The organism is Streptomyces luomodiensis, assembly GCF_031679605.1.
In the GTDB taxonomy this organism is placed as follows: domain Bacteria; phylum Actinomycetota; class Actinomycetes; order Streptomycetales; family Streptomycetaceae; genus Streptomyces; species Streptomyces luomodiensis.
Genome location: NZ_CP117522.1, coordinates 542368 through 555024, shown reverse-complemented (window position 1 = coordinate 555024; position 12657 = coordinate 542368). Strand labels below are relative to the sequence as shown.

Annotated in this window: 11 protein-coding genes; 6 read left to right on the top strand and 5 right to left on the bottom strand. The window is 74.9% G+C overall.

Translation table 11 applies throughout. The features are described from left to right. The first annotated feature begins 25 nt into the window (after nt 1–25). A complete protein-coding gene (gene gap, locus PS467_RS02425; protein WP_311033746.1) occupies nt 26–1024 on the top strand; it encodes a type I glyceraldehyde-3-phosphate dehydrogenase in 999 nt (332 codons plus the stop codon). 3 nt (nt 1025–1027) lie between these two features. On the opposite strand, the gene PS467_RS02420 is transcribed toward gap, so the two are convergent. Beyond that, complete coding sequence (locus PS467_RS02420; RefSeq protein WP_311033745.1) at nt 1028–2596, bottom strand: PH domain-containing protein; 1569 nt, start codon at nt 2594–2596, stop codon at nt 1028–1030. 134 nt (nt 2597–2730) lie between these two features. Further along, nucleotides 2731–3582 (bottom strand): helix-turn-helix domain-containing protein, encoded by an 852-nt coding sequence (locus PS467_RS02415; RefSeq protein WP_311033744.1) that lies wholly within the window; start codon nt 3580–3582, stop codon nt 2731–2733. A gap of 134 nt (nt 3583–3716) precedes the next feature. Between PS467_RS02415 and PS467_RS02410 the strand changes: the two genes are divergently transcribed. Continuing rightward, nucleotides 3717–3986, top strand: a complete 270-nt coding sequence (locus tag PS467_RS02410; RefSeq protein WP_311033743.1) for an Atu4866 domain-containing protein — start codon at nt 3717–3719, stop codon at nt 3984–3986. Between the two features lie 147 nt (nt 3987–4133). Next, the gene (locus tag PS467_RS02405) at nt 4134–4625 is read left to right on the top strand and encodes a GNAT family N-acetyltransferase (protein ID WP_268969742.1); all 492 of its coding nucleotides are present in this window, start codon (nt 4134–4136) and stop codon (nt 4623–4625) included. Between the two features lie 10 nt (nt 4626–4635). On the opposite strand, the gene PS467_RS02400 is transcribed toward PS467_RS02405, so the two are convergent. Beyond that, complete coding sequence (locus tag PS467_RS02400; RefSeq protein WP_311033742.1) at nt 4636–5646, bottom strand: MDR family NADP-dependent oxidoreductase; 1011 nt, start codon at nt 5644–5646, stop codon at nt 4636–4638. Between the two features lie 214 nt (nt 5647–5860). On the opposite strand from PS467_RS02400, the gene PS467_RS02395 reads away from it, so the two are divergent. The 3 genes from PS467_RS02395 to PS467_RS02385 all read left to right on the top strand — a co-directional run bounded on the left by PS467_RS02395 (nt 5861) and on the right by PS467_RS02385 (nt 9881). Next, nucleotides 5861–7114, top strand: a complete 1254-nt coding sequence (locus PS467_RS02395; protein ID WP_311033741.1) for a lycopene cyclase family protein — start codon at nt 5861–5863, stop codon at nt 7112–7114. Nucleotides 7115–7611: 497 nt separating this feature from the next. Next, the gene (locus tag PS467_RS02390) at nt 7612–8295 is read left to right on the top strand and encodes a methyltransferase (RefSeq protein ID WP_432280526.1); all 684 of its coding nucleotides are present in this window, start codon (nt 7612–7614) and stop codon (nt 8293–8295) included. Beyond that, nucleotides 8292–9881, top strand: a complete 1590-nt coding sequence (locus PS467_RS02385) for an FAD-dependent oxidoreductase (RefSeq protein ID WP_311033740.1) — start codon at nt 8292–8294, stop codon at nt 9879–9881. The genes PS467_RS02390 and PS467_RS02385 overlap by 4 nt, the downstream gene beginning before the upstream one ends. A gap of 718 nt (nt 9882–10599) precedes the next feature. Here the strand turns inward: PS467_RS02385 and PS467_RS02380 are convergent. Then, a complete protein-coding gene (locus PS467_RS02380) occupies nt 10600–11631 on the bottom strand; it encodes a DUF5914 domain-containing protein (RefSeq protein WP_311033739.1) in 1032 nt (343 codons plus the stop codon). Beyond that, nucleotides 11628–12632 (bottom strand): phytoene/squalene synthase family protein, encoded by a 1005-nt coding sequence (locus PS467_RS02375; protein ID WP_311039744.1) that lies wholly within the window; start codon nt 12630–12632, stop codon nt 11628–11630. The genes PS467_RS02380 and PS467_RS02375 overlap by 4 nt, the downstream gene beginning before the upstream one ends. Nucleotides 12633–12657 lie beyond the last annotated feature (25 nt).

The following is a 12657-nucleotide window of genomic DNA, read 5'->3' as shown; positions in this document are numbered from 1 at the left end:
GGGAGGCGAAACGAAAGGAATCTCCATGACCCGCATCGCCGTCAACGGATTCGGCCGCATCGGACGCAACACCCTCCGCGCCCTGTTCGAGCGCGACAGCGGCCTCGAGGTGGTCGCCATCAACGACCTCACCGCCCCCGAAACCCTCGCCCACCTGCTCAAGTTCGACAGTTCGCTCGGCCGCCTCGGCCGCTCCGTCGAGGCCGACGGAACCGAGCTGGTGGTCGAGGGCCGCCGCATCAAGGTGCTCGCCGAACGCGAGCCCGCCAAGCTGCCGTGGGCCGAACTCGGCGTCGAGCTCGTGCTCGAGTCCACCGGCCGCTTCACCGCGGCGGACGCGGCCCGCGCGCACATCACCGCGGGTGCCAAGCGGGTGCTGGTGAGCGCGCCCTCCGCGGGCGCCGACGTCACGCTCGCCTACGGTGTGAACACCGATGCCTACGACCCCGCGGAACACGTGGTCGTCTCGAACGCCTCGTGCACCACGAACGCGCTGGCTCCGCTGGCATCCGTGCTGGACGACCTGGCCGGCATCGAGCACGGCTTCATGACCACGGTGCACGCCTACACCCAGGAGCAGAACCTCCAGGACGGCCCCCACCGCGACCTGCGCCGCGCCCGCGCCGCCGGGGTGAACATCGTGCCCACCACCACCGGGGCCGCCAAGGCCATCGGCCTGGTGCTGCCGAACCTCGACGGCAAGCTGTCCGGCGACTCGATCCGCGTACCGGTCCCGGTGGGGTCGATCGTGGAGCTGAACACCGCGGTCTCGCGCGAGGTCACCCGCGACGAGGTGCTCGCGGCCTACCGCGCCGCCGCCGACGGCAAGCTCAAGGGCATCCTCGAGTACGCCAGCGAGCCGCTGGTCTCCAGCGACATCACCGGCCACCCGGCGTCGTCGATCTTCGACGCCGCGCTCACCCGCGTCGACGGCAAGCACATCAAGGTGGTGGCCTGGTACGACAACGAGTGGGGCTTCTCCAACCGCGTCATCGACACGCTCGAGCTGCTCGCGCGCGGCTGACCGTCAGGGGCTCGCGGCAGAGCCCAGTTCGCGGATGACGCGGGTCAGGTCGGCCGGGGCGGCCGCCAGGCGGACCGGCTTGCCCGCGTCGTCCAGTTCGGCGATGTGCCAGCTTCTGGGGACGGTGTCGCCGTCGCCACCCCGGACGCGCCGCACGTTCCTGACGGTGAGCCGCTCCACTGGTATCCGTTTCGCCGCGAAACGGCCCGGACCGGGGTGAGGGGTCACCGCGGCTGGGCCGCCACCGAGGACGATGTGCGTGCCGAAGCCGTGCGGGTTGTAGTCGGTGTGCTCCAGGAAGCGGGCGGCCAGGAACACGTCCTGCTTCTGCCTCTCCTTCTCCTTCTCCGGCTCTGTCTCCGCCTCCTCCGACGCGACGGACACCTCGGCCGTGGTCGCCTCTGGTGTGCGGACCCGGGTGGCGCGCCACGCCCAGGTGAACAGGCCCACCGTGGCCAGTGAGCCCGCGGCCGCCCACGCGATCGCCTCGCGGGAGGTGAGCAGGGTCGTGGGGTGGAGGTAACACAGGGGCAGCAGCCACAGCGCGGTACCGGCGAGCGCCCCCGCGAACGGAACGGCCGACGGGAGGACGTCGTCATCGGGCAGCCGGCGCCCGCGCAGGCGCAGCAGGACCTGGGCCGCGGGACACCCCGCGGCGAGGGCGAGCGTGGCCGTGACGACGGCCAGTTCCCCGGCGCCGGTCATGTGCGCGCGCCATACGTGGCCCGCGCCGGCGACCTCCCTCACCTGGCCCCGCCAGACGGTCAGCCGCACCCTGTCACCGGCCCGGAAGTCCTCCGCGGCCTCGTGTGAGACCGCCAGCCGCGGCAGCGGCCGGCTGTTGGCGAAGTACAGCCAGCTGTCTCGTTTGGGCTGGTTGGCTTCGGTTCGCGCGATCACGGCCGACAGGGTGGTCCGGCACTCTCCCCGAAGGGCGGGCGCCTTGGCGGTGCACGCGGCGGCGGACCGCCACGCCCGCTCGTCCGAGGCGGCGTCGGGCACGAACGACGCGGCCACGCCCGCGCCCCCGAGCAGCAGGACGCACAGGCCCAGCGGCACGACCCAGCCGCGCCCGGCGGTGCGGTTCGAGACGACGGGGACATGGCTCGACTCCGGAGCCCCGTAGTGGCGGTGCAGCGCGCGGAGCGCGTCCAGCTGCGCGTCGAAGTGCGGGTCGTCGGTTGACCGGCTCCGCGGCAGGGGAAGCAGCCGCTTGCGTCCGTCGCGCAGTGCCAGGCTGACCCGACGGGTCTCCTGGCCCCGGGAGGTGTTGACGTACGTCAGGCGTACGCGCAGGTCGGCGATGTCGTGCCACGGCACGCTCCGGCGGCGCAGCAGCGTCCGCACGTGCAGCCCGTGTGCGTCGGCGCGCACCCGGACCGTGACCGCGCGGAGCGAGACCAGGCCGGTCAGCGCGGCCGGCAGGCCGATGCCCAGCCCCACGTCCCAGAGCGTGCCCTGGTACGCCATGCGCACCGTGGCCGGCGCCACCCCGGCCGCCCCAAGTGCGACGAAGAACCACAGGGTGCGTTTCCAGAGGGGACGACACGTCACTTCCCGGACATCGGCCATGTGCGCATCCTGCCATCTGCCGCCATCTGCCGTACGCGGAGCCGAAGATGCTCAAGCGGCTGACGCCGCACCGGCACGCGCCCAGCCCGGCCCGCGCCGGCCACGGGGTGCGGCGGGACGGTCGCGAGCGGGGTTCAGGAGCGGTCCGCACCGCGTGGCGCGGGCCGGGTGCGTGTCGCGTGGATCGAGCCGAGCAGGTGCAGGGCTTCCGCGCTGCTGCTGCCCGGCTCCGCGTGGTAGATGACGAGTTGCTGGCCCGGGGCCTCACGCACGTCGAATGCCTGGTAGTCGAGGGTGAGCGGACCGACGTCGGGGTGCAGGAACCGCTTGGCCTCATGGGTCTTGCCGCGCACGGTGTGGCTGTCCCACAGACGGGCGAAGTCCGCGCTGCTCCGGGTCAGGGTGTCCACGAGTTCACGCAGGCGCGGGTTGTCCGGTTCGTAGCCGGCCGCGTGGCGCAGATTCGCGACGGTGGCCTGGGCCGCCCTGTTCCAGTCCGTGTAGAAGGTGCGGCCCGCGGGGTCCGCGAACGCCATGCGGGCCAGGTTGTCCGCGGGGCGGAACGGCGAGTAGAGGGCGTCGGCGAGCGCGTTGCCGGCGAGGATGTCCAGGGTCCGGTTGAGCACGAAGGCGGGGGTGTGCGGATAGCCGTCCAGCAGTTGCCGCAACGCGGCGCTGACCTGGTCGGACACCCGGGGCGCGGGGTCGCCGGGCGCCGTGCCTGCGAGCCGGTACAGATGTCCCCGCGCGTCGTCGTCGAGCCGCAGCGCGCGGCTGAGCGCGTCGAGCACCTGGGCGGAGGGGTGGCGCTCCCGGCCCTGCTCCAGGCGGGTGTAGTAGTCGGCGTTGACGCCGGCGAGCACCGCGACCTCCTCGCGGCGCAGCCCGGGGACGCGGCGGGTGCCGTAGCTCGCCATGCCGACCTCATCGGGCCGCAGGCCGGACCTGCGGCTTCGCAGGAATTCTCCCAGGTCGTTGTCAGCCATGCCGCCAGGCTACGCGGCGCCGCGACCGGGTGCCTGGGTGTGCCGCACCCAGGCACGAGGCGCCCTGGCCGACCGGTGCGGCTCTGCCCAGACTCGGCGTGGCAGGACATCACCCCACCAGCGAGAGGTTTGCCATGAGCGCGCATTCGGCACACGGCCCGGACATCGACGTCGTCGGCATGTGGGTCACCGCAGACGGTCACATCCGCCAGGAGTTGCGTGCGGACGGCCGCTACGACGAGGCGCGCGGCACGCGTGCCAGCGCCTACACCGGTCGGTACACCGTCACCGGCAGCCACCTCGACTACGTCGACGACACCGGCTTCACCGCCACGGGTGACATCCGCGACGGTGTGCTCTACCACGAGCATCTGGTGCTGTACCGCGAGCGGCCCGCCTCCTGACGGCACCGGCGAGTGCGCGGTGGACCGCACCCGCGGCCGTCGTCCTGCCGTCACCGGAGGCGGCAGGACGATGGCCGCGCGTCGGCTGGACAACGGGCCGACGGCTCACCGGGCCCGCAGCGCCTTCGCCCTCGTATGCTGTCGACCATGTTGACGTTGGAACGGCTCCGGGCCGACCACGCGCCCGCCCTGCTGGCCTTCGAGCGTGAGAACCGGGAGTACTTCGCCCGGACAATCTCGGACCGCGGGGACGCGTACTTCGCCGAGTTCGCCTCCTTCCACCGTGCCCGGCTCGCCGAACAGGACGCCGGTGTGTGCCACTTCCACCTCGTCCTGGACGACCAGGGAGAGCTGGTCGGCCGGGTCAACCTGGTGGACGTCGACGACGGGGACGCCGAACTCGGCTACCGGATCGGCGAGCGCGCCGCGGGCCGGGGGGTGGCGACGGCTGCGGTGCGGGAAGTGTGCCGCCTGGCCGCCACGGCCTACCGGCTGTCCACCCTCACCGCGGTCACCACCCTCGACAACAGGGCCTCCAGGACCGTGCTCGGCCGTAACGGATTCACCGTGGTGGGATACACCGTCGTCGGTGGACGCCCGGGAGTGCGGTACCGGCGCCGGCTCGTCGCGACACGCTGATCACCGCGTTTCACAGCTCCACGAGGACGGCACCCAGATGGCGTCCCTCGGTCAGCTCGCGCAGCGCCCGGGGTGCCTGCTCGACACCGTGCAGCCGGGAGTGCGGGAAGGTGAGGGTGCCCGCGCGCAGGCCCTCGGCGAAGCGCCGGTTCCACTGGGGGATCAGGTCCAGGTGGTCGTAGAGGGCGATACCCCGCAGGGTGATGCCACGGGAGAGCAGCGAGAGCGTGTCCAGCTCCGTCCTGGCGGCAGCCGTGCCGTCCGCCGAGAGCTGACTGGCCAGGGCGCCCACGAGGGCGATCCGGGCGCCCCGGTTGGCGACGGCCAGGGCGGCCACCAGCTGCTCGCCGCCCACGTTGTCGAAGACCGCGTCGACGCCGTCCGGAGCGGCCTCGCGCAGTTGGTCCTCGATGGGGCCCGCGCCACGGACGACCACCGCGTCATAGCCCAGCTCCTTGACCAGCCGGTCGGCCTTCTGGCGCGAGCCGGTGCTCCCGATGACCCGGACCGCGCCGAACTGCCGGGCGATCTGTCCCGCCAGGGAGCCCACACCGCCCGCAGCCCCGGTGACGAACACCGTGTCGCCGGGCCGTACTTCGGCGCCGCGCTCGATGCCCATCAGGGCGGTGGGACCCTGGGAGAGGTACGCGGCCGGGTCGGACATCAGGCCCGGCTCCAGGCGGTGCGCCGCGTCCGCGCCGACCAGTGCGTACTCGCGCCAGCCCAGCCGGTGCTCCACCAGGTCGCCGGGGGCGAGGCCGGTCCCGGGGGCGGCCACCACCTCGCCGATCGCCGGACCGTGCAGCGGCGCCCCGATCTCGAAGGACGGCATCGGCACATCCGTGGTCTCGTCCATCAGGGTGCGCATCACGGCGGCGACGCCCATGTGGGTGTTGCGGACGAGAACCTGACCCGGCCCCGGCTCGGGGACCGGCACTTCCACGATCTCGAAGAGGTCATCGGTCACCGGCCCGGTGGGGCGGGCGGCCAAGCGGACTTCACGGTGCGTGCGGTTCACCATGGACCAAAGAAAACGCAACGCACGCCGCAAGGTCAATCCCGGTCCGGGCGCTGTCGCCCTTCCGTACGGCGGAACCGTCACAGCAGGCCCCGCCCGCCGGTGATGATGCCCGCGCGTCGTACCGACCCGCGCCGCCCGCCGGGCGGAACACTGGACGGTCCGTGGTCCCGCGAAGCGGGCCCGGCAACCCTGGAGGACGTGGGAGGCATCCGGCATGCGGGAGGCGGACACGGACATCGTCGTGGTCGGCGCGGGCGCCGCCGGGCTCTCGCTCGCCGACCGGCTGACCCGTCCCGGCGGGGCCCGGCCCGGCCCGTCCGTCGTCCTGGTGTCCGCGCCGCCGGGGCCGGCCCGCCCCGCCGAGCGCACCTGGTGCTTCTGGGAACCGCCCGGAGGGGACTACGACGACGCCGTGGTCGGCTTCTGGGAGCGGCTGCGGGTACGGGCGCCCGGCGGGGCGACGGTGGAGGCCAGGCCCGTCCCGCTGCGCTACAAGATGATCCGCTCGCGCGGTTTCGAGGCGCTGCTGCGGCAGCGGCTGGCCGGCCGGCCGGTGTTCCGCGGGGTCGAGGCCACGGTCGCGGAGGTACGGGACGTCCGGGGCGGAGCCGAGGTGCGCGGGACCACGGCCGGGGGCGCGCCGCTGACGCTGCGGGCCCGCTGGGTCTTCGACTCCCGGCCGCCGCCCCGGCTGCCACCCGCACGGACCGTACTGCTCCAGCACTTCCGCGGCTGGTTCCTGCGCACCGAGCGCCCCTCCTTCGACCCCGAAGCCGCCGAGCTCATGGACTTCCGCACCCCGCAGCCCGCCCGTGGCCTGTCGTTCGGTTACGTCCTTCCGCTGGGCGCGCGGGAGGCGTTGGTGGAGTACACCGAGTTCTCGCCCCGTGTCCTCGGCGGTGCGGCCTACGACCGGCTCCTGGACCACTACGCACGGGAGGTGCTCGGCGTGGGCGCGGCCCGGGTCGTCGCCGCCGAACAGGGCGTGATCCCGATGACCGACGCCGTCTTCCCCCGGCGGGCCGGCGCGTCGGTCTTCCGCATCGGCGCGGCGGGCGGGGCCACGCGCCCCGCCACCGGATACACCTTCACCGCCGTACGCCGGCAGGCCGCCGCGATCGCCGACGCCTGCCGCGCCGGCCGGGTGCCGGTGCCGCCGCCCGCCCACAGCGCCCGGACGCGGGCCATGGACGCGGTCCTTCTGCGCGCCCTGGACCGGGGCAGGATCGACGGGCCGCGGTTCTTCACCGGCCTCTTCCGCCGCTGCCCGGCCGAGCGGCTGCTGCGCTTCCTCGACGGGGACACCGGTCTCCTGGAGGATCTGGCCGTCGGACTGCGGACCCCCGTGCCGGCCATGCTGCGCACCGCCGCCGAGCTGCCGCTGTTGCCCCGCCGCGCACACGGCCGGTGCGCGTACCCCGCCCCCGTGTCCCTGCCCGTATCCGGCCCGGCAGGGGAGCGTTCATGACACCGGCCGGGACCCCGCCACTCGACCCTGCCGGGACCCCGCTACCCGGCCCTGCCGGGACACGGCCACCCGGCCCTGCCGGGTCACCGTCATCAGACCCCACCGGGTCACCGTCACCCGGCCCGGTCGGGTCACTATCACCCGGCCCTGCCGGGACCCCGCTACCCGGCCCTGCCGGGACACGGCCACCCGGCCCTGCCGGGTCACCGTCATCAGACCCCACCGGGTCACCGTCACCCGGCCCGGTCGGGACACGGCCACCCGGCCCGGCCGGGTCACCGCTACCCGGCCCTGCCGGGACACGGCCACCCGGCCCGGCCGGGTCACCGTCATCAGACCCCACCGGGTCACCGTCACCCGGCCCGGTCGGGTCACTATCACCCGGCCCTGCCGGGACCCCGCCACCCGACCCCGCCGGGTCACGCCACGCCGAGCCGCTGTGCGGCGAGGAGCTGTCGGCCGCGTTCGACCACGCGGCCCGCCGCTACGACCGTCTGGTGGCCGTGAACCCCGGCTACCACGCCCATCTGCGGCGTTCCGCGCGCAGACTGCGGCTCCCCGGGGACGGGGCACGGCTGCGGCTGCTCGACCTCGGCTGCGGCACCGGTGCCTCGACGGCGGCGCTGCTGCGCGCCGCGCCGCTGGCCGCCATCACGGCCGTGGACGCCTCGGCGGGCATGCTGGCACACGCGCTGGCCAAACGCTGGCCACCGAACGTGCGGTTCGTGCACGCACCCGTGGAGCGGATCGCCGAAGCGGGGCTCGGCGGCCACTACGACGCCGCCTTCGCCGCGTACCTCTTCCGCAACGTCGGGGACCCGGACGCCGTGCTGGCGGCGGTGCGGACCCTGCTGCGGCCCGGCGGGCGGCTCGCCGTCCACGAGTACACACTGAGCGGCGGGCCGTCGGCCCGCCTCGTCTGGACGGTGGTGCACCGGGCGGTCGTGCTGCCCCTCGGCACGCTCATGGGCGACGGCGGGCTCTACCGCCATCTGGGGCGCAGCGTCGCGGAGTTCGACACCGTGGACGCCTTCGCGGCCCGGATGCGCCGCGCCGGTTTCGACCAGGTACGCAGCGCCCCGATGCCCGGCTGGCAGACCGGCATCGTGCACACGGTCGTCGGCCGCGCTCCCGAGACAGCCGTACACACGCGGCGGACCGGGGGAGGGGCGGCCGGGTGACGGGCGGGCGCGCGGGCGGAGCGGCGGTGCCCCGCCGGGGCAGGGACCGGCGGGCGCGGCGGCTCCCGGCGGCCCCCGGAGCGGCCCGGGTCACGGGGGAGCCGCCCGGCGTGGCGGTGGTGGGCGGCGGCATCGCGGGACTGGCGGCGGCCACGGCACTGGCCGAGCGCGGAGTCCGGGTCACCCTGTTCGAGCGGGCTCCGTGGCTCGGCGGACGGCTCGCCGGGTGGCCGGTGGAGCTGGCCGACGGCTCCCGCGCCACCATGAGCCGCGGATTCCACGCCTTCTTCCGGCAGTACTACAACCTGCGAGGGCTGCTCCGGCGGGCCGATCCCACCTTGGCCACCCTCACCCCGCTGCCCGACTATCCGCTGTGGCACGGCAGCGGACTGCGGGACAGCTTCGCGCACGTCCCCCGCACCCCGCCGTTGAGCGCCCTCGGCTTCGTCGCGCTCAGCCCGTCCTTCGGCTGGGCCGATCTGGCCCGGATGCGCGTCCGGGCCGCGCTGCCCTTGCTCGATGTGCGGATGCCGGAGGTGTACGAGCGCCTGGACGGGACCAGCGCCCGGGAGTTCCTCGACGCCATCGGGTTTCCCCCGGCCGCCCAGCACCTGGCGTTCGAGGTGTTCTCGCGCAGTTTCTTCGCCGACCCGGGCGAGTTGTCCGCCGCCGAACTGGCGCTGATGTTCCACATCTACTTCCTGGGATCGAGCGAGGGCCTGCTCTTCGACGTCCCCGGCGAACCCTACCCGCGGGCCCTGTGGCAGCCACTGGCCGGCTATCTGCGCGGACACGGCGTGGACATCCGCACCTCGGCCCCCGTGGCCGCCGTACGGCCCGTGGCGGGCGGTGGGATCGAACTCCTCGGGGCCACGGGGCGGGACGAGCGGTACGCGGCGGTGGTGCTGGCGCTGGACGCGGCAGGGCTGCGGCGGCTGGTCGCTGACTCGCCGCACCTGGGTGACGAGGAGTGGCGCACCCGTATCGGACGGCTGCGCACCGCGCCCCCCTTCCTGGTCTCCCGGCTCTGGCTGGACCGGCCGGTCGCCGCGCACCGCCCCGGCTTCCTGGGCACCAGCGGCCTCGGACCGCTGGACAACGTCAGCGTGCTGGAACGGTGGGAGGGCGAAGCGGCCCGCTGGGCGGCCCGCACCCGCGGATCCGTGGTGGAGCTGCACGCCTACGCCGTCTCGCCGGGGGCGGACCGGGCCGTACAGCAGGAGCTGCTCGTCGACCGGCTGCGCCGCGTCTACCCCGAGACACGGGACGCCCGGCTGATCGACGCACGCCACGAGTGGCACGACGACTGCCCGTTGTTCCCGGTGGGCGGCTTCCGCGACCGGCCGTCCGTGCGCACCCCGGACCCGGCCGTCGTGCTGGCCGGCGACCATGTGCGCACCGATCTTCCGGTAGCGCTCATGGAACGGGCCGCGACGACCGGCTTCCAGGCGGCGAACGCCCTGCTGGAGCGGTGGGGGGTGCACGGCCAGACACTGTGGACGGTACCCACACGGGGACGGTCGACGCCGTTGCGCGCCCTGTCCCGGCTGAGCGGCCATGACCTGACGCGGCCCACCGACCACTGAGAGGGGGACACGGGCACCGGGCGCCGGCACGGGCGCCGGTCACCGGCGCCGGGCACGAGCACGGGCGCTGGCACGGGCGCCGGCACCGGGCACCGGGCCCCGGCACGGACGCTGACACCGGGTGCGAGCACGGGCACCGGCACCGAGCTCCGGCACGGGCCCCGGCACCGGGCACGAGCACGGGCACCGACACGGGCATGGGCACGGGCATCGGCAGCGACACGGGCGCCGGGCATGGGCACGGGCGCGGACACCAGGTATGGCACCGAGCCCTGACACGGGCGCCGGCACGGGCATCGGCACCGGCACGGGCGCTGGCACGGGCGCCGGCACTGGACACCAAGCACCGGCACGGGCATGGGCATGGGCAGGGGCATCGGCACGGGCACGGGCACGGGCGTCGGCATGGGCACCGGGCACCGCACCGGACGTTGGGCCCCGACACGGGCCCCGGCATGGGCATCGGCACCGGCACGGGCGCTGGCACGGGCGCCGGCACTGGACACCAAGCACCGGCACGGGCATGGGCATGGGCAGGGGCATCGGCACGGGCGCTGGCACGGGCGTCGGCATGGGCACCGGGCGCCGGGCACCGCACCGGACGTTGGGCACCGACACGGGCGCTGGCACCGGGCATGGCACCAAGCACCGACACGGGCATGGGCACCGGCACGGGCATCGGCATCGGCGCCGGCGCGGGCAAGCGCGGGGGCAGCTGTCAGCCGGGGAAGCGGCCGTCGTGGCGTAGCCGCCACCGGCGCTCGGCGTACGCCAGGTCGTCCCGCCACAGCCGGCGCGCCGCGGCCCGCATCAGGGGCCGTAGCAGCGGCGCCGACGCACGGGCCAGGGCGAAACCGGGCCGGTCCGAGGTGGCGACGACCGCCTCCACGACGGCGGTGCGCGGCGGGCCACCGGCCGCCGGTGTCACGGGGGTGGCGTGGGTCTCCACCACCGATCCGGCTCCCTCGCCGTCGGCGATGCGCATGACGACGGTACGGGGCTCGGGCGCGGTGAACACGGCGCGCACCGGCACCACGGCCCGCCCCGCGACCTTGAAGGACACGTCCACCGCGAAGCCGTCGTCGCCGGACCCGGACTCGGACCCGTCTCTGTCTCCGGGAGTGCGCACCACCGTCAGATCGGTGAAGGAGTACGGATGGAACCAGCCGCCGTGCCAGGGGTCGAGCCGGTTGGCCACCACGTCCTGCGGTTCGCAGCGGCCCACAGCCGTGTGCACCGCGGTCAGCGAGCGCTTCGGGGCGGGCCGGTCCGGCACCACGGGCCGCTCCAGGGGCTCCTCGCCCCCCACCGCGTCCAGTCGCACCCACACGAGCACCCCGTCGTCGTGCACGGGATACGGTTCCCAGCCCGCGAACGGCGAGCCGTCCAGGGCGAGTCCGTGCCAGTGGCAGATCAGCGTGGAGCACCGCACCGAGCCGCCGCGCAGCGGGGCGCCCAGATGGGGACAGACGCCGGGGCCCGCCCGCCGCCGCCCGTCGGAGCCGCGCCAGAGCACGACCTCGGCGCCGGCCACCGTGCGCCCCACCGGACCCGGGCCGGCCAGGTCGCGGCCGGCCCCGACCACGTACCAGTTGCCGCTCGGACGGGCGATGGCCCGTCCGAGCGCCTCCGCGATGACCCCGGGTTTCGCGTCACGCCAGGTCGGCCGCTGATCCTCCCAGCGTGCGGAGCCACGACGCAGCTGCAGCGGCGGATGCCACCGGTCCCGTTCCCGCGCGCCGCCGGTCACGCCGTGCCTCCCCGCACCGGCACGGCCTCCGGGCCCGGCGCGGGCCGCATGCCACGCCGACCGGCCCTCGCGCGCAGCCGGGCCGCGGCCACCCGGCCCAGGCCGTCGAAGGCGACGGCCGCCCGGCGGCGGCGCGGCACGACGGCCCTGTGGTGCAGTACCGGGTAGTCATCGGCCGTGATGGCGTCGAGGATGCCCCCGTAGAGCACGAAGGCGGTCCGGATGCACGGCCGGGCCAGTGGGTCGAGCATGGCCAAGCCGGGCGCCGCCTCCTGGTAGACGCCACGGGTGAGGTCGGCGACGGCCGCCAGGGCCGCCCGGATCCGCGGGTCGCGGACGCCGGTGTCCCGGCTCCACCGCAGCAGCTCCCGGTCGACGCCGTGCGCCGCGAGCAGGTCGGCCGGCAGATACACCCGTCCCCGGTCGAGGTCCTCGCCCACGTCGCGCAGGAAGTTGGTCAGCTGGAAGGCGACACCGAGCGCGGCGGCGTGCGGCGCGGCCACCTCGCGCGGCACGACCGTACCGAGGACGGGCAGCATCTGGAGTCCGATGGCGGCGGCGGAGCCGTGCATGTATGTCATCAGCGCGTCGTAGTCGGCGTATTCGGTGACCGTCAGATCGCGGTGCATGGAGACCATGAAGTCGTGGAAGTGCCGGTGGTCGATGCCGTGGACGGCGGCGGTGTGCGCCAGGGCCCGGACCACCGGCTCGTCGTGGCTGCCGCCGTCGCGCAGCCCGTCCTCCAGCCGGTTCCACAGGGTGCGCAGCGCCCGCGCGCGGACGTCGGGGGCCACGGCGGAGCCCTGGTCGTCGACGATGTCGTCGGCCCAGCGGGCGAAGCCGTACAGGGCGTGCACGGCGGGACGCCTGGCCGGCGGGAGCAGCCGGGTGGCGAGGAAGTACGTCTTGCCGTGGCGGGCGTTGAGGCGTCGGCACCGCTGGTAGGCGTCCCGCAGGGCGGGCTCGGTGATACCCGCCGCGTCGAGCTCCCGCTCCGCCACGAGCGGTGCTGTCCGTGCCCTGGAG

Bases quoted from the DNA above. Each gene is read 5' to 3' on its own strand.
- gap (WP_311033746.1), top strand. From the start codon at position 26: ATGACCCGCATCGCCGTCAACGGATTCGGCCGCATCGGACGCAACACC.
- PS467_RS02420 (WP_311033745.1), bottom strand. From the start codon at position 2,596: ATGGCCGATGTCCGGGAAGTGACGTGTCGTCCCCTCTGGAAACGCACC.
- PS467_RS02415 (WP_311033744.1), bottom strand. From the start codon at position 3,582: ATGGCTGACAACGACCTGGGAGAATTCCTGCGAAGCCGCAGGTCCGGC.
- PS467_RS02410 (WP_311033743.1), top strand. From the start codon at position 3,717: ATGAGCGCGCATTCGGCACACGGCCCGGACATCGACGTCGTCGGCATG.
- PS467_RS02405 (WP_268969742.1), top strand. From the start codon at position 4,134: ATGTTGACGTTGGAACGGCTCCGGGCCGACCACGCGCCCGCCCTGCTG.
- PS467_RS02400 (WP_311033742.1), bottom strand. From the start codon at position 5,646: ATGGTGAACCGCACGCACCGTGAAGTCCGCTTGGCCGCCCGCCCCACC.
- PS467_RS02395 (WP_311033741.1), top strand. From the start codon at position 5,861: ATGCGGGAGGCGGACACGGACATCGTCGTGGTCGGCGCGGGCGCCGCC.